The organism is Planktothrix sp. FACHB-1365, from assembly GCF_014697575.1.
Lineage (GTDB): Bacteria > Cyanobacteriota > Cyanobacteriia > Cyanobacteriales > Microcoleaceae > Planktothrix.
On the sequence record NZ_JACJSC010000002.1, the window covers coordinates 189,555 to 211,813 of the forward strand.

16 protein-coding genes and 1 pseudogene are annotated in these 22,259 nt (G+C 39.9%); 8 read left to right on the forward strand and 9 right to left on the reverse strand.

What is annotated here, in order from left to right; translation table 11 throughout:
- Window positions 1-7 precede the first annotated feature (7 nt).
- Window positions 8-172 (forward strand): hypothetical protein, encoded by a 165-nt coding sequence (locus tag H6G57_RS05110; protein ID WP_190516559.1) that lies wholly within the window; start codon window positions 8-10, stop codon window positions 170-172.
- A gap of 38 nt (window positions 173-210) precedes the next feature.
- Here H6G57_RS05110 and H6G57_RS05115 read toward each other — a convergent pair.
- From H6G57_RS05115 to H6G57_RS05125, 3 genes and pseudogenes are all read right to left on the reverse strand, one after another.
- Window positions 211-558 (reverse strand): annotated as a pseudogene (locus H6G57_RS05115) (RNA-guided endonuclease InsQ/TnpB family protein); the annotation flags it as partial.
- A 140-nt stretch (window positions 559-698) separates the two neighbouring features.
- Window positions 699-3,953 (reverse strand): S8 family serine peptidase, encoded by a 3,255-nt coding sequence (locus H6G57_RS05120; RefSeq protein WP_190516560.1) that lies wholly within the window; start codon window positions 3,951-3,953, stop codon window positions 699-701.
- A 523-nt stretch (window positions 3,954-4,476) separates the two neighbouring features.
- Window positions 4,477-5,220: a TIGR04283 family arsenosugar biosynthesis glycosyltransferase gene (locus H6G57_RS05125; protein WP_199313993.1), complete on the reverse strand. Its 744-nt coding sequence runs from the start codon at window positions 5,218-5,220 to the stop codon at window positions 4,477-4,479.
- Window positions 5,221-5,385: 165 nt separating this feature from the next.
- Here H6G57_RS05125 and ilvD point away from each other — a divergent pair, with 165 nt between their 5' ends.
- Window positions 5,386-7,071: a dihydroxy-acid dehydratase gene (gene ilvD, locus H6G57_RS05130; RefSeq protein WP_190516562.1), complete on the forward strand. Its 1,686-nt coding sequence runs from the start codon at window positions 5,386-5,388 to the stop codon at window positions 7,069-7,071.
- Window positions 7,072-7,132: 61 nt separating this feature from the next.
- On the opposite strand, the gene H6G57_RS05135 is transcribed toward ilvD, so the two are convergent.
- Both H6G57_RS05135 and H6G57_RS05140 read right to left on the reverse strand, forming a co-directional pair.
- Window positions 7,133-7,561, reverse strand: coding sequence for a PIN domain-containing protein (locus H6G57_RS05135; RefSeq protein ID WP_190516564.1), 429 nt, complete (start codon window positions 7,559-7,561; stop codon window positions 7,133-7,135).
- Window positions 7,551-7,766, reverse strand: a complete 216-nt coding sequence (locus H6G57_RS05140; protein ID WP_190516565.1) for a hypothetical protein — start codon at window positions 7,764-7,766, stop codon at window positions 7,551-7,553. Before H6G57_RS05140 ends, H6G57_RS05135 begins: the two co-directional genes overlap by 11 nt.
- A 355-nt stretch (window positions 7,767-8,121) precedes the next feature.
- On the opposite strand from H6G57_RS05140, the gene H6G57_RS05145 reads away from it, so the two are divergent.
- Window positions 8,122-9,837: an EAL domain-containing protein gene (locus H6G57_RS05145; RefSeq protein ID WP_190516567.1), complete on the forward strand. Its 1,716-nt coding sequence runs from the start codon at window positions 8,122-8,124 to the stop codon at window positions 9,835-9,837.
- A gap of 105 nt (window positions 9,838-9,942) precedes the next feature.
- On the opposite strand, the gene H6G57_RS05150 is transcribed toward H6G57_RS05145, so the two are convergent.
- Window positions 9,943-10,542, reverse strand: a complete 600-nt coding sequence (locus H6G57_RS05150) for a chorismate lyase (RefSeq protein ID WP_309235700.1) — start codon at window positions 10,540-10,542, stop codon at window positions 9,943-9,945.
- 90 nt (window positions 10,543-10,632) lie between these two features.
- Here H6G57_RS05150 and rnhA point away from each other — a divergent pair, with 90 nt between their 5' ends.
- Together rnhA and H6G57_RS05160 are read left to right on the forward strand one after the other, a co-directional pair.
- Window positions 10,633-11,109 carry a ribonuclease HI gene (gene rnhA / locus H6G57_RS05155; protein ID WP_190516571.1) on the forward strand — a complete coding sequence of 159 codons (477 nt, stop codon included), beginning with the start codon at window positions 10,633-10,635 and terminating at the stop codon, window positions 11,107-11,109.
- Between the two features lie 99 nt (window positions 11,110-11,208).
- Window positions 11,209-11,757: a Uma2 family endonuclease gene (locus tag H6G57_RS05160; protein WP_190516572.1), complete on the forward strand. Its 549-nt coding sequence runs from the start codon at window positions 11,209-11,211 to the stop codon at window positions 11,755-11,757.
- A 107-nt stretch (window positions 11,758-11,864) separates the two neighbouring features.
- On the opposite strand, the gene H6G57_RS05165 is transcribed toward H6G57_RS05160, so the two are convergent.
- Window positions 11,865-13,289 (reverse strand): NADP-dependent isocitrate dehydrogenase, encoded by a 1,425-nt coding sequence (locus tag H6G57_RS05165; RefSeq protein WP_190516574.1) that lies wholly within the window; start codon window positions 13,287-13,289, stop codon window positions 11,865-11,867.
- Window positions 13,290-13,901: 612 nt separating this feature from the next.
- Here H6G57_RS05165 and pckA point away from each other — a divergent pair.
- Window positions 13,902-15,629: a phosphoenolpyruvate carboxykinase (ATP) gene (gene pckA / locus H6G57_RS05170; protein WP_190516576.1), complete on the forward strand. Its 1,728-nt coding sequence runs from the start codon at window positions 13,902-13,904 to the stop codon at window positions 15,627-15,629.
- Window positions 15,630-15,901: 272 nt separating this feature from the next.
- Window positions 15,902-17,122, forward strand: coding sequence for a threonine synthase (locus tag H6G57_RS05175; protein WP_190516577.1), 1,221 nt, complete (start codon window positions 15,902-15,904; stop codon window positions 17,120-17,122).
- On the opposite strand, the gene H6G57_RS05180 is transcribed toward H6G57_RS05175, so the two are convergent.
- Together H6G57_RS05180 and H6G57_RS05185 are read right to left on the reverse strand one after the other, a co-directional pair.
- Window positions 17,112-18,452 carry a dicarboxylate/amino acid:cation symporter gene (locus H6G57_RS05180; protein WP_190516579.1) on the reverse strand — a complete coding sequence of 447 codons (1,341 nt, stop codon included), beginning with the start codon at window positions 18,450-18,452 and terminating at the stop codon, window positions 17,112-17,114. The genes H6G57_RS05175 and H6G57_RS05180 overlap by 11 nt on opposite strands.
- A gap of 39 nt (window positions 18,453-18,491) precedes the next feature.
- Window positions 18,492-19,631 carry a transporter substrate-binding domain-containing protein gene (locus H6G57_RS05185; protein WP_190516581.1) on the reverse strand — a complete coding sequence of 380 codons (1,140 nt, stop codon included), beginning with the start codon at window positions 19,629-19,631 and terminating at the stop codon, window positions 18,492-18,494.
- A 497-nt stretch (window positions 19,632-20,128) separates the two neighbouring features.
- On the opposite strand from H6G57_RS05185, the gene H6G57_RS05190 reads away from it, so the two are divergent.
- Complete coding sequence (locus H6G57_RS05190) at window positions 20,129-22,075, forward strand: adenylate/guanylate cyclase domain-containing protein (protein ID WP_190516583.1); 1,947 nt, start codon at window positions 20,129-20,131, stop codon at window positions 22,073-22,075.
- Window positions 22,076-22,259: the final 184 nt, after the last annotated feature.

The window sequence follows — 22,259 nt, forward strand, 5'->3', positions numbered from 1 at the left end:
TTTCTCGTTGCTAGATTCGACCCTCAAAGCGTTGTTTGGTCATCTCAAAAGCTTACAACAGCAACCCACGGTCTTAGCCGGAAAAATCTACAAGATTGTGGATATGGCAACTCATTTACCTGTGACGGTTCGCTTTGAAGAAAATCCCTATTGTAGTGACCCCACCCTCTGAGGTTGGTTAAAGGAGCAAGTTCCAGCAAAAACCTTGCTGATTTTTACGTTTTGAGGATAAGATAAAGATTGTTTCCCGTGTTTAGATTTGAATCGGGGATAGTCTGCACGTCTTTCAAAGAAGTTAATGAATGCTCGACTAAGGTTTAAGCAAACAACTTGCAAGCATTGGCTGTAGGTGTTTTTTAACCATTCATATTCTTTCTTTAGATCGGGTAATTGTTTTTGTAAGTCGTAACGCGACAATCCTTTCCCGGTTTGCTGATAGGTTTCATTTGTCAAGTTCAAAAAACGATTCCACAGCCAACGAACCGAGCCAAAAGCCTGAGCTAATAACTCCTGTTGTTGAACTGTGGGATAGATTCTGACTTTGACTGTTTTCAGCATCTTACCATGAATCGTGTTTACGATAAAATGCTAACAAACGAAGTTTTGGATTGTCAAGATGCTCATCGCACTTTTTGTTTTTCCAAAATTCATCCCCACCCCGCTTCGAGTCAAGGGTGAGGACTTCTTTTGGGGTTTTGTTAAATTCGTCTTAAGGTAACGGTTAACGGATCATTGAAAAAGACGGATACCCAAGGATCATCCGACCCACCAAATGCTCCACCATCAATGTCCCCTTGGACTTCATATCGCTCCACAATATCATCACCCTCATAGGTGTCAACATCATGATCATTATTGGGTTCTACCACACTCAACTCATCAAATAGTCTCACCCCGTCTGGGCCTGCAACGGAAATAATTTCCCATCCGGGGAACCGTTCAGCCGCATTTAACACAATCGATTGTTGAGGAGATCCCATATTACTAAAGGTTGTCCAATCAGATCGGGTTTCTCGAAACTGAGTTTCTAACTCCGTCCAAATTGTATAGGGATTGAATTTCACAGAGGTTTCAAAATTCAGACCGGGGCCATTGCCATCAAAATCCGTATCCGTATCTCCGCCAATATGGGGGGGCCGAAACTCAATAATATCCGAAAGCGGGACAGAAATTTCCATAATATCGCTGCTTCCTCCCACTCTTGCCCCACTCACGAACAGGGAATAATCTTGATTAAACGATTCCCCCGTATGACTAATATGAACCGTATATTCCCCAGGAGTGGGTGCATTAATTAACACTTGTTCCACATTATCAACATGATTTGTTGTGGTTTGAACGGCATTCGCACTGGGATTACTGGGATCTAATGTCCAGGGCAGAGAGGTTCCATCTGGCCCAGTGATGCGGAGATCTAAATCATTCATCAGCACTGAAGTTGAGTCATCCAAACCTATTCCAGGGAGGGAAGGATTAACCGGGTCAGTCCAAACTAAAGAGGCTTTCAGAGGGGTAGTACCATCAGAAGTGAAGGTAAAGGTTTGTTCTGTTCCTGAATAGCGGTCTTCCAGTAGCCAATCAGTGGTTCCTCCTGAACTCGGACTCGCATTGGTGAGAAAATTAGCGGCGGCGGCAGCATCCACCAAACCCCAACCGAAGCGATAATCTGGCCCAGGATTCCCGGCATCAAAAGCCGTATGAATCAACAAACCTTTTGTCGTAGCGCTGGCGGGGGTTCCCAAAAACAGATTTTGATAATGTTCAATCAACAGCGCGGCTGTTCCGGTGACGTTCGGTGTTGCTACTGATGTACCCGACATGAAGCCATAGCTGCTATCTGAATCTGCTTCAGAGGAAAATATTGCTGCATCCGAGGGAATTAATGTGGTTCCAGCAGCAACCACATCCGGTTTTACCCGTCCGTCATCCGTTGGCCCCCAGGAGGAGAAACTAGACATCCTCACATTCGTTGCTGTATAGGGATCAACGGTAATATCCCGAATTGCACCAACAGTTAGCTGATTTTTAGCAACAGAAGAGCGGAGTAAAGAATCAAATCCTGTTCCTCCATCCCCGTCTCTTGGCGGTGTAGACAGGATGCTATCCGAAACAAGATAATATCCCTCTCCGAAATCCGTCGCACCAGGAGGGGGAGAGGATAAAAACGTCACATAAGTATTATTTCCTTGTAGATTAAAAAACCTTTCAATCCGATCATTTCCAGCCCCCCAAACACTGAGAAATTTGGGATTATTATAGAGAACTTGATCAATATCCCGACTATAATCACTATATTGACCAAACTTCGGATCTTCAGTGCCTAACGTCCGATTGGCAAACCAAGTATCAACATCACCAATTTCCCAATCTAATCCCATCGTCCATCCTGTAGGGCGTGCATAAGAATGATTGGAAGCCGCTAGTAAATAGGCATCAGTATTCATCTCCTCAATATCCTTATCCGCATTGTAGCTGCGAAGATTGACTTGAGTAGCCATTCCCTCTGCTAAAGGGTTTACCCCAGCGGCGGCAATAGTTCCCGCAACGTGGGTGGCATGGTTGCTAAAACTGCCTCCCCCATCGCCAAAGGTAACTCGTCCTACTAATTCTTGATGGGTATCCCGTACCCATGCGGCTCCTGCGGTGTTTTCATTGGCTTCCCAGACACCAATATTAAGACCCTCTCCTTCTAAGTTTAATCCCAAGGAACCCCCAGGCTGTAGTTGATCGGTATTGGTGGTATCTGCCGCATTAATATTGGTGGGTAATAACAAACGCAATTCGTCTGGACTTGGCCCCGTTCCTAAAAACCAAATTCCTTCCGCCACTTTTTCGGGTTTTGGTAATAGTTTAACACCGGGAACTTCCGACATTTTGATAATCGGTTTGGGTATTTCCCAATTTAGCGGAACAGGAGGCGATTGATTATTATTTTCATCGCTTTCTTCGACTCGCCCAAACTCAGGAATAAATTCATCGCCTGACGTGCTATCTGCTGTTGCGACTAAGGTAATGGGTTCAGTGGCAACTTCATCATTAGCAAATATTAATTTTCCAGTAAACGTAACTTCTTGATCCGGTGCTAAAGAATTGCGAGTAAAAGGATACCAAAATAAATCAGGATTCACCTCACTGGTATCATCAGCACTAAAGGCAACGGTGAAGGGAAAACTACTATCTTCTGTTGTATATTCAACGGAGACTTTGAATAAGTCGGCTACCCCATCCCCTTGATTTTTAACTACGACTTTGACAGGTAAGGTCGCTTGTCCTTCACTAATAACCACATCCCCTGTTTTTTGGAAAGAAGAGACAATTAAATCGGGTGCGCCATCGGTTTTTGGCTCGTCAATTTTGATGGGTGAAAAGGCGAAATTATTTTTTTCATCTAATTCAGAAATGACTTGACCTGGATCAATTTGCGCGCCGATGTAATAACCTCCGTTAGGCGTATCCAGGGGAAGTCCACCCATTTCATCGGGAAAGGTATATTCTTCTCCAGGTTTTAAGTCGGGGGTATTGCTAATTCGTCCGCCTTTTAATAAGACATCTTCAGTATAATTGGGGGAGTAAATCGAATATCCAGGTGGAATGTTTTGATCACTAGAAAGCACTAAATCGACCATATAACCATTAGAACCTGCGGTTTGGGTTCCTTTAGCAATCGCTTTTCCGGCATTTTTTACGGTTACTTTTATTGGGGTAAGATCGCTTCCGGCTGTTGCTGATTCCGGTGCAGTGACACTAACTTGTAAATCGGCTAATCCTTCTGAAAAAGGGTTCAAGTCATCAATAATTGGATCTTTTGGGAAATTTATGATGTCAAGTTCGGGTTTTATACCGATGAGAAGATCTTGTAACGTTTGATTTCCCAAGGGGGGCTCTTCTACAATGAATGGCGGTAAAAGATTTTCACTAGGATTTAAACTGGCGAAACCGACAGGCTGAGACACAACTGAATCCAATAGTTGTGCTGGCTTTAAGAGAGCAGAAAATTTTGAAACTGGGTCGAATAGGAAGCTTGAAGATATCAATGTATCTTTTAGAAAAGTTTCCATATTAACGTCTTCTCCAGATTGTTATATCAGCTATTCCTATTTATTTCCAGCGTTGGGGGACTTATGCACTTTGCAGTGGCTAAAGACCCCAAAAATTTATAGCACTATGCGCTATAGTTATGCTTGCTGAAAACCCGGTTTCTCTAACAAAACCTTCGCTAAATGTAGAGAGGGCTTTCTGTAGAGTTGTTGTCAAGCAAAATCTCAACTCAAAACCGTGGCTTTTAATGTTAAAGAAGGTGATCAGCAATATCCCTCTTCTGAAGCCTCTTTTAATAATGATTATCATGCAATCATTTAGGGACTTATTCACTAAGTTTTATCTTCAATTAGATTGGCTTAAATATCTGCGGAATGTGGACTCTAAACTGAAGTTGTAATCAATGGGTCGAACCTGGTAACTAGGGGAAATAACCCCTTAATGTTCCTTGTTTCTTTCTTCGTTTCTTAGTGTCTTTGTGGTTCTTTCTCTGCGATACCATTGAGATAATTTTACAGGAGAAATTCCCAAATAATATCCAATCACAACTAATTGATTAATTAACGTTGTTTTGAACACTCCTAACTTTTGCCATCGTCGTCCTGAAGTCATCACAGAACATGACAAAATCTCAATTTTTCCTAAAGGATTTAAACGACGAATTAACTCAAAATCCTCCATAATGGGTTGTTCAGGAAATCCCCCAATTTCCCAAAAAGTAGAAGCTTTAAGAAAAATAGCTTGATCTCCGTAGGGCATTTGTAAATATTTTGAACGCCAGAATACCGTTTTTTCAATTACCCTTAAACTGAATTCAGGATCATTAATTTTTAATTGAAATGCTCCCGCAATTATGTTAGAATTAACCCAAATCTTTCTAACGTCCTGTTCAAACCCCAAAGGTAATTGAGTATCCCCATGTAAAAATAATAAAATCTCCCCCGTTGCTATCTTTGCTCCTGCATTCATTTGTAGTGCTCGTCCCCGTTGGGTCACAATGACTTTCACCCCTAAACCTTGGGCAATCTCTACCGTATTATCCTGGCTTCCTCCATCCACAATAATCATCTCTATATTTTCTGCATTTTGAATCCCAGAAATCACCGACTCAATATTTTCGGCTTCATTTAAAACCGGAATAATAATTGAAATTTTTGCTATCGCTGGATTAAAATTAATCAATGGATTACTCAGCCAATTAGGTCAATTCATAAAATCCTTGATAATTTATCACGTTTTCTGAGATAATAATAACGAGATCAAAAACGGGTTTACAGCGAGGAACAACGCTACAAAAAAACGTCGTTGAACCGTTGGAACACAACCCACAAGTCCGAGGAACTATCCATGTCCGATAACTTTAGAAGTCAAACGATTACCCAGGGAACTCAACGCACCCCCAACCGTGCTATGTTACGGGCGGTGGGATTTGGAGATCAAGATTTTACCAAACCCATCGTTGGAATTGCGAATGGTTACAGCACAATTACCCCCTGTAATATGGGGATTAATACCCTAGCATTGCGCGCAGAAACCGCCCTCAAACAAGCGGGAGCGATGCCACAAATGTTCGGAACAATTACCGTTAGTGATGGCATTTCTATGGGGACTGAAGGAATGAAATATTCCTTAGTTTCACGAGAGGTTATTGCTGATTCAATTGAAACCGCTTGTAACGCCCAAAGTATGGATGCAGTTTTAGCAATTGGCGGTTGTGATAAAAATATGCCGGGGGCGATGATTGCGATTGCTCGGATGAATATTCCCTCGATATTTGTATATGGTGGAACGATTAAACCCGGACATTATAAGGGTAAAGATTTAACCGTTGTTAGTGCTTTTGAAGCCGTCGGACAATATAGTGCTGGAAAAATTGATGATACAGAATTAATTGAAGTGGAACGTCGCGCCTGTCCAGGGGCGGGTTCCTGCGGCGGAATGTACACCGCAAATACCATGTCTTCTGCGATTGAAGCGATGGGGTTAAGTTTAATGTATTCCTCTACAATGGCAGCAGAAGATGAGGAAAAAGCCGAAAGTACAGAAAAGTCAGCTTATGTATTACGAGATGCCATTAAAAACCGCATTCTTCCTCGTCAAATTCTAACCCGAAAAGCCTTTGAAAATGCGATCGCTGTGATTATGGCCGTCGGCGGTTCAACGAATTCAGTTTTACACTTATTAGCCATTGCCAATGCCATTGGGGTTGAATTAACCATTGATGATTTTGAAGAAATTCGCGCTAAAGTTCCAGTTTTATGTGATTTAAAACCCAGTGGTCGTTATGTAGCGACAGATTTACATAAAGCGGGTGGTATTCCGTTAGTCATGAAAATGCTATTAGAAAAAGGCTTAATTCATGGGGATGCCTTAACAATAACCGGAAAAACCGTAGCCGAACAATTAGCTGATGTTTCCTCCGAACCTAGCCCCGACCAAGATGTAATTCGTCCTTGGAATAATCCTATGTATGCTCAAGGACATTTAGCGATTTTAAAAGGCAATTTAGCCACAGAAGGTTCCGTTGCTAAAATTACCGGAGTTAAAAATCCTGTGATTACTGGCCCAGCACGGGTTTTTGAATCTGAAGAAGAATGTTTGGATGCAATTTTAGCCGGAAAAATTAACGCTGGCGATATCATTGTTATCCGTTATGAAGGGCCGAAAGGCGGGCCAGGAATGCGGGAAATGTTAGCGCCAACTTCGGCAATTATTGGGGCGGGTTTAGGCGATAAAGTCGGATTAATTACTGATGGCCGTTTCTCTGGAGGAACCTACGGAATGGTGGTCGGTCATGTTGCTCCTGAAGCAGCAGTTGGCGGTAATATTGGTTTAGTTCAAGAGGGAGATAGCATCACAATTGATGCTCATCAACGGTTACTGCAAGTTAATATTTCCGATGAAGAATTAGCCCAACGTCGTCAAACTTGGCAAGCTCCAAAACCTCGTTATACAAAAGGAGTTTTAGCCAAATATGCAAAATTAGTTTCATCGAGCAGTATTGGTGCTGTCACCGATTTAAACTTAGGTTAATTCTCCCATCATAACCCGGCGTGAAACCTCGTAGTGAGCCCTGAAGGGCTCATTTAATTATTTACTGTAATGGTGTTACTAAAAATGGATTGATAATTATTGTTTTTTGTTCAATGAGTTGATTGGCTTGCATATCTTCTGAATATAAAATATTACAATTGTGTTGTAAAGCTGTAGCCAGAACTAAACTATCCCAATAAGTATAACCGTATTTAGAATTAATCTCTAACGCTGTGATCACTTTTAAAACATCTATTTCCACGATAGTAAAATTTGTCACCATCTCCAAAATAATTTTTTTAACTTCATCTTGGGGTTTCAACTTCTTTTTGGTCATAACATTATAGAATTCACCCAAAATCTGAGTGCTAATAATGATTGAGGTAAAGTTATTATTAACTAATTCTCTCACCTTAACAGACTTATTCGGTGAATTTTGGGAGTAAAGATAAACCCAGAGGTTAGTATCTAATAAAACCTTATCTTTCATAAAGTTTCTCTCTATTGAATTGATAGTGATCTGGGAGAGTAAAGGAATGTTGATCTACAAACTCAAAAAATCGTTGTTTTTTGATCTCAATTTCATCCGTTTCCACAAGAATAACTTTAAAACTTTTTCCTTCCCATTGATCACTCAATTTTTCAGAGAGGATCAAATTACCATTATTACAAGTTGCTTGGATAACTTTGTACATTGTAGTGATGATCTCCTTCTATATTAAATCTTTTTAGCAATTATAACCAATAACATCAATTTTTGGCAACTTTTTTTAAGCAGTAACCTACGGTAAGCTGCGAAGATCGTAACTCAACACCCATTGTTGGGCTTTAGACCTCTATTCTAGCTAAGAGTTACGCAATATATGTTAACTGGTTGAGGGGTTTCCTAGCTAAATATCCCCAAGCCTCTTTCAAAAAGATACCTTAACGATTAGGTCTGGGGTGATATCATTGACCCTAATTAAGTTAGATTAGTTTTAAAAAGCAAAAAATAGAGTCATAATATGAATAATGAATTTTACTTCCTTGCCATAAAGTCCACCAAATTCCATGAGTTTTCAAATGCTAGATGAAATGATTAATCTCCAAAATGCAATTATTCCTGCTTGCGCTATCGTTACCCCCGATACACCTTTGTTGCAGGCACTCCTGGCAATGAATCAAAGCAATAAACAACAATGCTTACTCTCAGAAGCTCCTCATTTGGTTGAAAATGCAAATTTTCCTTCTCAGTCTGCTGGATGTGTATTGGTGATGGAAAATGAAGAATTAGTAGGAATTTTAACAGAACGAGATACGGTTAAATTAGCAGTTAAAGGGGAAAATATTTCTCAAACAACGGTTAAAGAAGTGATGGTAAAACCCGTAATTACTTTAAACCATGAAGAATTTACGGATGTCTTTGTAGCCTATAATATGATGCGTCGCTTTCAAATTCGCCACTTACCCATTCTTAATCAACAGAAAAAAGTTTTAGGTTTAGTTACCTTAACGAGCTTACGACAAGTTTTAAATCATCACCATTTTTTAAGGTTTCGTCAAGTTTCAGAAGTCATGACTCGTCATGTCATGACGGTTTATCCCTTTACTCCAGTTCGAGAAGTTGCCCAAATTTTAGCTCAATATAATATTAGTTGTATTGTTGTTGTTGTCGAACAAGACGGACTTTTATATCCGGTCGGAATTGTCACAGAACGAGATATTTTACAACTGCAAGCTTTAGAACTGAATTTACAAAATCTCACCGCCGAGACAGTCATGAGTTTTCCTTTATTTTCAGTTAAATCCATAGAAACTTTATCAACAGCACAGCAAATTTTACAAAAACATAAAATCAGACGATTAGCTGTCGTGGGTGAACAAGGAGAATTACAAGGAATTATCACTGAGAGTAATTTAGTTCAGGTCTTAGACCCTTTAGAATTGTATGGCATTTTAGAAATATTAGAACGAAAAGTAATGCAATTAGAAGAATGTCGAATTATCTTACTCACCAAACAAGATTTAGAATTAGCTAAAGCTTTAGAAAATAATGAATTTAGTCTTTACTATCAGCCTCAAGTTGATTTAAAAACCCGGAAAATTGTGGGTGCGGAAGCGTTAATTCGGTGGATATCTCCTCAAAAGGGAAATATTTCGCCCATAGAATTTATTCCCATTGCTGAAAATACAGGCTTGATTATACCTTTGGGTAAATGGATATTAAAAACCGCTTGTACTGAAGCTGTTGCTTGGAAATACTCTGGACTTCCTTCTTTAGAAATTTCAATTAATATTTCAGCTACTCAACTGAATGATGATAATTTTGTTCCAGAGGTTCGCTCAATATTAGATCAAACAGGCTTAGAACCTCAACGATTAAAATTAGAATTAACAGAAAGTGTCTTGGTTCATAATATTAATTTAACCTTAGAAAAATTTAAACAGTTACAGGAATTAGGAATTGAAATTGCGATTGATGATTTTGGAACAGGTTATGCTTCTTTAAGTTATATTCAAAATTTCTTGTTTGATATTTTAAAAATTGATCGCTGTTTTATTAAAGATATTACTCGAAATAATAAAAATTCTGCTATCGTTTCTGCGATTATTCGACTTGCTCGTCAACTTAATTTTAAAGTGATTGCTGAAGGAGTCGAAACCCAATTAGAACAAGATTTTTTAGCGCAACAAGGTTGTGATTTCATTCAAGGCTATTTTATTAGTCCTCCTCTCCCTTTTGAAAAATTTTGTGAGTTTTATTGGGATTATTCTAACCTGAAATAGACGGGAATGGAGATCAAATCCAGAGGAGGAAATTATTAACTTTTGACACCCCACTTAATTAACAGGCAAGATGCCTGTTCCACAGATCTATTCTTCTGCCAACAATTAACAGTTTCCTGTTTGTCCTAAATATTGAGTTAAATAAGGGGAAAAAACTTCATAAATTAAAGTTAACGGTTTGCCATGATGCCAAAATAAATAATGACGTCCCCAAAATGGCCCTGATTCGCCAAAGGCTAATTCTAACGCTTTGCTATCGCCATAATAAATTCCCTGCACATCCCGATAAAGTTCCGTCCGTAATCGTGCTAAACTCGCCCAGATGGGTAACGACCGATTTTGTAAATATTCATCAACATGACTGGCTTCCCACCAAGAAGTGGCGTAGGCTAACCGTTGTCCTGATGCGGTTCTTAACCACACTTGACGGCGCACACGGGGGCCAGGAACGGCTAAAATCTGATCTGGGGCGTTATCCGTACTGATGCCAATGGCTGACATATCAATCACATCAACCTCTGTGGGTTCCCCGGTTAACAGTTGTAAATGTCGAGTCGGAGAACCATCTCCTAATAGCAAAATTTGCCAAGGGGGAGACAGTTGACTGTGGGGTAGTCCTTGTTTAACAATAGCTTCATCCCCCTGCCATCGACACCGAAGACGATGCCAAGCAGTTGGTTGAGTAACGGGTTCGAGTCTTCTAATACTGGCAGTCAAGGGTATGCAACAAAACTTAACGTCTGTTGTTTATGATAGCGCAACGGATGTCAGGTGTCAGGTTTCAACGATGGGATTATGAACGACCCTTTAAAAGAAGTTACAATTTATACCGATGGAGCCTGTAGTGGTAATCCAGGGCCAGGAGGATATGGCGTCGTATTAATGTATGGCCCCCATCGCAAGGAATTATCGGGGGGTTATCAACTCACCACCAATAATCGCATGGAATTAATGGCGGCAATTATCGGATTAGAAGCCTTAAAGTTTCCTTGTGCTGTTAATTTATATACAGATTCTCGCTATTTAGTCGATGCAATGTGCAAAGGATGGGCGAAGAAATGGCAACAAAATGGTTGGAAACGTAATCCCAAAGAATCTGCTAAAAATCCCGATTTATGGGAAAGATTACTCAATATTTCTCAACAACATCAAGTGCAATTTCTTTGGGTGAAAGGTCATGCTGGAGATGAAGAAAATGAATGTTGCGATCGCTTGGCTGTAAATGCTTCCCAACAACCTGATTTACTCCCGGATTTGGGTTATTCACAATAGACTTAATCCCGTTAATTTAGATTGAATTAGATCAAGATAGGATGACATTATATCCCGATTTGATATAATAATATTGGTCAGTCCTGCCAAGGCGAATGAATGAATATGGCGATCGCTACTGTCACTGAAACCAAAACCTTTTCCCTAGAAGATTTTATGGCAAATCCCCCCGATCATCAAGAGTGGGTGGATGGGAAACTTGTGGAGACAACCGGAATGACAATCAAACATAGTCGAATTCAATGTCGGTTAGGTCGTTATTGGGGTAATTATGCGATTGAATCAGGACAAGGAGGAGATGTTTACACGGAACTTCCCTGTCGCACATTAAAACAAGGGCGACGTCCTGATGTGTCCTATCTCACACCCGAATTATTAACAGAATTTGGGGAGTTTCCTACCTTACCCCAAAGTCCTCCCCTTCTAGCTGAAATTGCCTCTCCGAGTGATGCGGCGGAGGATTTATTTGCTAAAGCCAGTGAATATTTAGAGTCCGGTTGTCAGGAAGTTTGGTTAGTGTTTCCCGAAAATCATCGCGTTTTAATTATTACTGAAAATCAAACCTTAGCGTTTAAAGCGGGTGATATTGTTAATACACAAATTATTTTATTAGGCTTTAGTATTAGCATTAATGAATTATTCAGTTAAATTTCGTAGTAAGCCCTTCAGGGCTTAATTAGAGTCCTAAAGGACTCACTACAATAGTAGTAAGCCCTTCAGGGCTTCATCAGAGTCCTAAAGGACTCACTACGGAATTAATCATCGAAATGCTTAATAATTGCATCGGCAAATTCTGAACATTTCAACGGTTCAACAGGAGGTTCCATTAATCGGGCTAAATCATAGGTGACTTCTTGATTTGCGATCGCACCACTTAACCCTTTTTTAATTAAGTCTGCCGCTTCTTGCCAACCCATATATTCTAACATCATCACCCCCGATAAAATCAGAGAACCAGGGTTAACACGGTCTAAGCCGGCGTGTTTCGGTGCTGTGCCATGAGTCGCTTCAAAAATAGCACATTCATCGCCAATATTTGCCCCTGGCCCCATGCCTAAACCCCCGACCATTGCAGCGGCAGCATCGGATAAATAATCCCCGTTTAAATTCATCGTAGCCAGAATAGAATATTCATCAGGACGGGTTTGAATTTGTTGGAAAATACTATCAACAATGCGGTCATTGACCATAATTTTTTCCTTCCATTTCCCCTCACCGTGAGTTTCCCAAATCGCGTTGATAACCCCTTCCACTTCTTGACAAATTTCGGCTTTTTTCTCAGGGGTTAGGGAATCGTAACCCGGATCAATCATCTTGGCATTATCTTCAATAGAAAGATCGGGATTTTTCTCTTTATTTCCTAAAATCCAAGATTCCCGTTCGGTGACACATTCGTTGCGGAATTCCGTAGTTGCCAGTTCATAACCCCAATCGCGGAAAGCTCCTTCAGTGTATTTCATAATATTGCCTTTATGCACCAGCGTCACCATTTGTTTATTTTTAGGCAGACGCAAAGCTTGATAAATGGCACGACGAACTAACCGTTGAGAACCAGTTTTACTAATGGGTTTAATCCCAATTCCAGAGTCAAGACGAATTTGTTTTTTCCCATGTTCAGGAGTCGCCGGAATTAACTCCGTATTCAGAATATTAATTAATTTTTCGGCGATTTCCGTTCCTTGACGCCATTCAATTCCTAAATAAATATCCTCGGTATTTTCCCGATAGATAATTACATCTAATTTTTCAGGAGTTTTGTGGGGAGAAGGCGTTCCGGTGTAATATTTACAGGGACGAACACAGGCATATAGATCATGAATTTGCCGTAAGGCCACATTCAAAGACCGAATTCCGCCGCCGATGGGCGTGGTTAATGGCCCTTTAATGGCAACCCCATATTCCCTGATGGCGGTGGTGGTGTCTTCGGGTAAATATTGATAAGTGCCGTATAGTTCGCAGGCTTCGTCCCCAGCGTAGACTTTAAACCAGCTAATTTGGCGCTGACCTCCGTAGGCTTTAGCAACAGCCGCATCCAAAACTTTTTCTGTAGCAGGCCAGAGGTCAATTCCGGTGCCATCTCCGCGAATGAAGGGAATAATCGGATTATCAGGAACAATGGGTTCGCCGTTTTTGAAGGTGACTTTCTCGCCTGTGGTGGGTGGAGTAATCTTTTCGTACATATTCTTGAGATGTAGATAACGATGCACCTTATTTTGTCACGATTTTTTACATAAACCCCCAGGACTACCTGAAAAATTTTAGTTTTTTGGGGTAGGATTAAGATTAAGTGGTATTTTGTTTATAATTTGTATCAAGAAATACTGACATTTGAAGACTAATATAAAATTTGAGTGCAAAACTTGCATCAAGCATAATTTCTTAAGGAATTGCAAAAAAAATACAAGAAACTTTTAAAGAAAGTTAATGTTCTGCCAGGGAAAACTGTGTATGATGATGAGTAGCGAAAGTTCATGGAACTGAATTCTTTTTTTTCACGAACTCAAGGCAACGGTGAACGAGGGTTAAGTTAAAGATCAAATATCAAACTCGTCCTAACTGAATATTCAGAAGTCAACGATCCCAAATCGGGAATAGCAACCGTTAAACTAGCAACCTGAAAACTAAAATGATACACATGATTTGAACATCACTAACTCAGTCATAATCGAGTTTGTAAGTTCAGCGATTCTTCAATTTTTCACCCTTCTTCATTTTTATTAACAGGCAGGATGCCTGTTCCACAATCCTAGAAAATTTCCTATTGATCCCTTATCTACCGGAGACTAGAAACGATGGAAACCACAAACACCGTTAATCACAATGTCTATCAAGATGTGTCTTCTTCAACTTTAATTAATAATCGATTAGCCGAGCAGGAAGGTGCTTTTCCAACAAATAATACGACTAAAAAATATTCAGAACACCCGAATTTATTAGAATTACCCCATTATGGATTAGAAGAATTAGGACTCAGAAACCTAGGTCATGTTTATCGCAACTTACCCATTCCTACCTTAGTTGAACATTCCATTGCCCGGGCAGAAGGCATTCTCGCAGCCAATGGATCTCTATGTGTCAAAACCGGAAAATATACCGGACGTTCACCCCATGATAAATTCATTGTGGATGAACCCGAAAGCCGGGATGAAATTCACTGGAGCAAAATGAATGTTCCTATCCCTGAATTCAATTTTGATCGCCTGTTTCGTCGGGTGCGGTCTTATGTTCAAGGACGGGATTTATACATTTTTGATGGTTATGTCGGCGCTGATCCTCATTATCAATATGGGGTACGAGTGATTACAGAACGGGCTTCTCAAAGTTTATTTGCCCAACAATTGTTTATTCGTCCCACCACCGAACAACTTAAAACCCATCACCCTGATTTTACCGTAATTGCTGTTCCAGGGTTACACGCCGATCCTGAAGATGATGGCATTAATAGTGAAGCGTTTATTGTGCTGAATCTATCCAAAAAAATGGTAATTATTGGCGGATCAAAATATGCTGGAGAAATCAAAAAATCCGTCTTCTCCCTGATGAACTACTTCATGACCAAAGCCGATGTGCTACCCATGCACTGTGCCGCCAATATGGATGCAGACGGACACACCGCCCTATTCTTTGGGTTATCAGGAACCGGAAAAACCACCCTCTCGGCTGACCCCCAACGCTATTTAATTGGAGATGATGAACATGGTTGGTCAGATCATGGAGTGTTTAACTTTGAAGGCGGTTGTTATGCCAAAACCATTAAACTGCGTCGGGAACAGGAACCCCAAATTTGGGACGCCATTCGGTTTGGGTCTTTAATGGAAAACGTGGTTTTAGACCATGACACCCGTGTTCCTGATTATGATGATGGCAGCTTAACGGAAAATACCCGCGTTGCCTATCCCATTGAGTATATTCCCAATGCCGTGATTCCGGGGGTTGGTCGCCATCCCAAAACAATTATTTTCCTCACAGCAGATGCCTTTGGTGTGCTACCTCCCATTGCCAAACTGACAAAAGAACAGGCCATGTATCACTTCATGTCCGGTTATACCAGCAAAGTCGCCGGAACAGAACGGGGAATTAAAGACCCAGAAGCCACCTTTTCCGCCGGATTTGGCAAATGTTTCTTACCCTTGGCTGCGTCAGTCTATGCCAAATTATTAGGAAAACGATTAGAAGAACACCCTGAAACCAACGTCTATTTAGTCAATACCGGATGGTCAGGTGGCGCCTACGGAGTCGGACAACGGGTTCCGATCTCCTATACTCGTGCTATGGTGTCAGCGGCAGTCAATGGAACCTTAGATAACGCCAAGTTCTATCCCCATCCGATTTTCAAAGTGTTAGTACCCGAAAATATCCCAGGAATTCCTTCTGAAATTTTAGATCCGGTACAAACTTGGAAGAATCCCAAAGCCTATGAAAAACAAGCCAAACAATTAGCTCAGTTGTTTGTGGACAACTTCAAGAAATTTGAAGGCGTTCCTGAAAGTGTTCTGGAAGCTCAACCCAATCTTAACTAAGTTAAGCCCTTGTTAGAGCTTTAACTTTACACGCCTAAATTAATCTTTGATCCAATTTTACCCCCTGACTCTAAAAGTACAGGGGGTTTTTGTCGGTGGTGATTGCAGAACTTTGAGCATTTTTACAATTGTTTACACTCTTCAAATCCTAGTGTAACAATTGAAAGTAGAAAATATTCTGTATCAGGGTCAACAGTTTCCTGTTAAATCTTATTATCAGTCGAAACTTAATTGTGAACCGAGTTAAATTCAATGTGTAATAGGAATAAAAAATGAATTTAAAAACAAAAAAGATTCATTTAAAATGCAATTCTTGTTCTCAGAGTACCGCTTATCAAAAAGCATCCATTGTCTGTCCTCAATGTGGTGGAACCATTCTTCAAGCGGAATATGATCTCGAAGAGTTAGTTCATTCCCACTGGAAAGACAAACTTTCCAGGCGTTACCCCAGTTTGTGGCGCTATCACGAACTTTTACCTTTATTTGATTTCAATCATATTGTCACAATGGGGGAAGGTTGGACACCCTTAATTCATGCCCAACGCTTCGGAAAGTTAATCGGTTTAGATTATCTTTATATTAAAGATGAACGTCAAAACCCCACAGGTTCCTTTAAAGATCGACAAGCTTCCGTGACAATTTCCGTGATGAAGGAACAGGGAATTAAAGAAATGGTTTTAGCTTCAACGGGGAATGTGGCTATTTCCTATTCAGCTTATGCAGCGAGGGCGGGTATTAAACTTTGGGCCTTTCTGTCAGGTTTAACCCCCGATGAAAAAATCCGAGAAATTCGATTATATGGTGCAGAAACGGTCAAAGTCCCTGGAACCTATGATCAAACCAAACAAGTAGCTGCGGAATTTGCTCAAAATCAGGGGATTTTTTTAGATAGTGGCTTGAAAAGCTTTACCAGTGGGGAAAGTATGAAAACAATGGCCCTGGAGTTAGGAGAACAACTGCATGGACAAGCTCCAGACTGGTTTATTCAAGGAGTGAGTGGAGCGATGGGGCCCATTGGAGTCGTTAAAGGGTTTGAGGAAATGATGGCAGTGGGAATGGTCGATCAAGTGCCCCGTTTAGGAATGATTCAATCCTCCGGTTGTAATCCGATGATACAAGCTTTTGAAAAAGGTGAACGGGAAGCCATTCCCGTTACAGACCCAAAAACGGCGATCGCCACATTAGCAACGGGAAATCCGGGTTTTGCCTATAGTTGGCTTTATGATTTAATGCAGAAATATGGGGGAGCGATGGAACAGGCGACGGATGCTGAAGCGTATACCGTGACTCGACTGTTAGCTCAAACCGAAGGAATTTCTGTCGAACCTGCGACGGCTGTAGCGTTTGCAGGATTAATCAAACTGGCTCAACGGGGAATCATCCAACCTCAAGAACGAGTGGTGATTAATTGTTCGGGTCATACCTATCCCGTCGAAGAACAGATTTTAAGCGAGCAATTTGCACCAGAAGCGTCAACCCAGTTTAAGTGGTAATCAAATCTTGTTGAGATTCTGATTCTAAGGGGAAAAACTTCGGATCTTGATCCGCAATTAAAGCCGTCGCTGCCATTCCCGTATGTACCGTACATAATGTCCGAAACGGATCCATAATCGGGTCAATGGCAATAAATAAAACTAAGGCGGCTTCTAAGGGTAATCCTAAAGGTCTAAGAACAACATTCAGGGTCGTTAAGGTCACAATTCCGGTCGCCCCTGAACTGGCCATTCCAGCAAAAATCGAACCGACAATGATAATAGCTAACCCCGATACACCAATCGAAATTTGATACAGTTGGGCAACAAAAACACTCGCCAAGGTGAAATAAACCACTTGACCAAAACGACCGACCGTGACCCCCAAAGGAACAACTAAGTTTGTGGTTTGTAGAGAAAATTTTAAACCCTGACTCATAGTAGAAATCATTGAGGGTAAACACGCTAAAGCATTTGTAGTTGCTAAGGCTAAAATTGTGGGTTCTTGAGCCATAGAAAAGACATAACTTAATGGACATCGAGATCGCACCCAAATCAAAATGGTACTCACGGCATAAATTAATAAATAAGTAAAAACAGCCACCGCAATAAAATTCACCATCGCAAATACAACGTTTAATCCGGTGTGAGCAATTTGTGCCGAAAGCAAACTATATAATCCAAATGGCAGCAGCAAGGTTAACCAACTAATCCATTTATTAAAGGTGCGATAAATAATTTCTAAACCATCTAAAAAAGCCTGAGATGCTGGGGTGCTATCTTGAACCATTCCCAAAGAAATTCCAAAAATAATAGAGAAAAATAAAACCTTTAATGTATCCCCTTTACTCAGGGCATCAAAAATATTATCGGGAATCATACTGATCACAAAACTTCCTAATCCGGGTTGATTTTTTAAGGGAGGTAAAGGTTGATTTAAGGCCACTTCTAAATCAATTCCTGATTTATTCACTAATATCCCTAGGTTTTGTAGGGTTGTTGTACTTAAACCCGTTCCCGGTTTTGTGATTCCAGCAACTAATATCGCAATTACGGCAATGAATACCATTAACACCGGAAAGATAATAATAATGCGTTTGATGGATTTAGTCGCATTATTAGAAGCCATAAGTCGCCCAATACTCATCGTAATTGCTGAAATTAAAATTGGCAAAACACACATTTTCAGCAAGCTTAAATACATCTGACCAATGGGTTCAAGTTGAAAAGCCAGGGACGGTTTTAACAATCCTGTAGCAATAGAAAAAATAATGCTAATTAGCAGGAGCCAAGGATTTTTTAAAATATGAATAACCTGAGATCTCAAACTCTTTTTTTTTAATGGCTTCATGGGTAGACTCTCCTGTGTCCCATTATTAATTCCTTGAATTTAGGATTCCTGCTTAAAAATATCTGGATATTTATTAATTAACTCTTCAACAGTATAGTTTAAGTTATTCAGATCCAGATAAGTATTGACAAATGCTAGAAAATGGTTATAATCCCAAGGAATAACCATCGCCAGTGCATCCTTAGTATCCGTAAGAGCGACGGTTTGAATATCTAAAGCGGAATCAGGTTGAGCGAGTACAATTTTTTTCACTTCTAATTCATCTCGATAAGCAGCTAGGACTTCTCCTTTTTTCACCGCTTCTACAACGTCATCCCACGTTTCAAATTCAACCACTTGAGCCTGGGGAAATCGAGTTTTGGCAAAAAATAACGCATATTGAGTTCCCTGAATCACGCCCAATTTTCCATCTAAATTTTGAATAACTTCTTCAGGGCGTTTATTTTGAGCTTTCTTCGCTAATTCTAAACGATTCACCAACAATCCTTGACGCATACTGACATAAGGAGAAGAAAACAGGACTTTTTTAGCCCTTGCCATACTAATACTTAATTTCGAGATGCCAATATCGGCTTTGTGCTGATATACTAAATCTACAACTTCATTAAAAACTTTTGCTGACCGATCAAATTTAACTTTAACCCCTAATTCGGTGGCAATGGCTTGACCTAAATCAATATCTAATCCGGTTAATTCACCCTGGGAATTCTCGCTAAAAAAGGGCGGGTTATCCGTTCCTAAAACCGCAACAATCAGTTCCCCTTGATCCAAAATTCCTTGAATATCGGGAGGAAGATTAGAGGCAGAATTTAGAGGCGTTGATACAGGAGTCCATGCAGTCAATAGCGCAGAATTATTGAGAGATTTTAAGGTGTCTTGACCTACAACCCCATCCGCCAATAATCCCATACTAATTTGGAAATTATAGACGGCTAATTCAGTTTTTTGATCGTAAATCCCATCAATTGGCCCTGTAAAATAACCGTTTTGCTTGAGTTGCTTTTGCAATTGTTTAACCGCAGTTCCGTAGCTTCCTAAACTGAGTTCTGGAGTTGATTCAGGGGGTTTTACAGGCGGATTGTTAGAAGATGAAGACGGAACGGTTACTAACGGTGTTGTTTCCCGGTTTTTTACTGGAGCTTGATGAGTTTGAGAGAATGAAGTTAAGGATGGAAACAAAATCCCAATTCCTACCACTATGATGAAGAAAACACTAAGGATTTTCCCGTTAAATCTTTTATGGAATCGAGCTTTCAATGGCAATCACCCTCCTGGTATCGATATAGCACCCCTGAAACATCTCATTGTTAGTATAGAGGGATACCTATGAAGAAATTTCCCTAGGTTGAATCTGATGCCCCTAAACTATATCTTAACTTCTAAGGCTCTCCTACTTGATCAGTATCGATTCATTAAACTTATTTTAAGGTAACAGACATTCATGAATTAGGTACTATATTTTACAGAGCCCCATCAACTCCTGCATCTATATTCAAACTCTTCCGTTAGAACACTGTAACTTGATCCATCCTCCCAGTCCAGCCAACATACTAAGAATGGAATTTTTTTAATCCACCCTATCCTATCGCCAGATCACCATGAAAGGAATTCACAAAAATCAGGGAATCGAAACCAGCATCAGTTTAACAACTCTGCTTACAGGTTTTATTCTATTAATGATCAGTTTTACTACAGCAATTGTTTATTTTTCTTGGTACTTTACTTCTAAAAAAAATATCGATCAGATTGTAACTCAAATTAATGAGGAAATTGCCCTATCAACATCTAAAGAATTTGCCGATTTATTTCAAGATGTATCCTATACACAAGATTTAATTGGGAGTACCATTACTCGGAATTTAATTGATATTAATGATCCGCAACAACGGGATAAATTTTTTCTCAGTGTTTTGCAATCTAATCCCAATTTTAGTTTTGTTCAGTTTGCCTACCCTAATGGTAATTATGTTGGTGCACAACGTTTATCTGTAGGAAATGATCGTTCTAAACTTGATCCCCAAGAATTATTAAAACTTCATTTTCGCCAATGGTATCCCGATGAAAAATTAGCAGTAAAAACCACAGATATTTATCAATTAGTAGAAAACGCTCTCCAATTTATAGGAACAACTCAAATTGAAGAACCGAATTGGTATGCTCCTCATCGTCCTTGGTATCAAGATGCTCTAAAAACACCGGGTAAAGCCGCTTGGACAGTTTATGTTTATCGTTCCACCAATACACCAGGGATTGATTCTAATATCACCCTTTATCAAGAAGATGAATTGTTAGGAATTATTGGTGTCGGTTTTGAACTGAAACAAATTTCTCAACGTTTAAAGGAACAACAAAAAGGACGACGAAATATTGATGTTTTTGTGATTAACTCTAAAGGAGAAATGATTGCTTCTACTGATCCCAATGAACATAATCCCATTCAAATTAAAGGTCAGGATCAACCTCAACTCAAGCTATTAAAATACTCTAAAAATCCTGCGTTTCAGCTTGCTGTCCAAACCTTAGAAAAACGGGGAATTGACTTAAAAAGGGTTAGATATCCTCAACAGTGGGGCTACGAAGATCCCCAAACCCACCAATTTTATTATATATCATTGACTCCCATGAATAAATTAGATTGGTTGGTGGGAACAGTTATTCCTGAAGATAAATATATGGATCAAATTAAAAGAAACAATAAAATTTTATTGGTGTTTATTAGCACATTAATTATTGGAACGACGGCGTTAGGAATTGTTGTGAGTGATCGATTTTTTGTTAAACCCATTAAACAGATTCAGAAAATAACCCATCGCGTTGAAAATGGGGATTTAGAAGTGGCAAAACTGGAAATTCAAACCTGTCAAGAATTAGAAGTGTTAGCCCAGGCGATTAATAAGATGATTGTGGGACTGCGAGAACGAGAACGAGAACGAGATATTTTCGGTCGTGTGGTTTCGCCAGAAGTGCGAGAAAAATTATTACAAGGTCAATTGGAATTAGGAGGAGAATTGTGTTGGGTATCCGTTTTATTTAGCGATATTCGCAATTTTTCTACCCTATCGGAAGAAATGAAACCGCAAGAAGTTGTAGCATTTCTCAATGAATATTTAACAGAAATGACTGACGCTATTCGCCCTTGGGGAGGATATGTTAATAATTTTATTGGGGATGCAATTGTGGTAATTTTCGGCGCCCCCTTATCCCCAGCCGAAACCGAATGGCGGTCAGTGGCGGCGGCATTAACTATGCGTGAACGTTTAGGAGAATTAAATCAACGGCGAATTCAACGGGGGGAAGTACCGATTCATGCGGGAATTGGGATTAGTAGCGGCGAGGTGGTTGCGGGACAAATTGGCTCCTTAGAACGGTTATTATATACGGTGATTGGTGATGCGGTGAATGTGGCGGCCCGTTTGGAAACCTTAACTAAAGAATATCCTGAATATAATATTTTAATTAATGAATCAACGGCTGCCGCCCTAGAAACTCATCAAGATATTATCTTGAAAAGTTTAGGGGAAGTCAAAGTTAAAGGTCGTAAACAACCTGTCGAAGTTTATGCAGTTTTAGAGTGGAAAACAGTAGAAATTCCTCCTTCCATTCCTACAGAAATCATGAATTGACATGAAGAAAATTAAGGTACTCCAGTCTAAATCCCACATTCCGCAAATGGGGGCTAAATTTTCAACTTTTTTTAAGAAATTTATATTTTATATTCCATTGGACTGTAAGGGGGGTTGAAATAATATGTTAAATAACAAATCAATTATTATGAATAACTAGCTAAATTATTCTCAAATTTAAAGA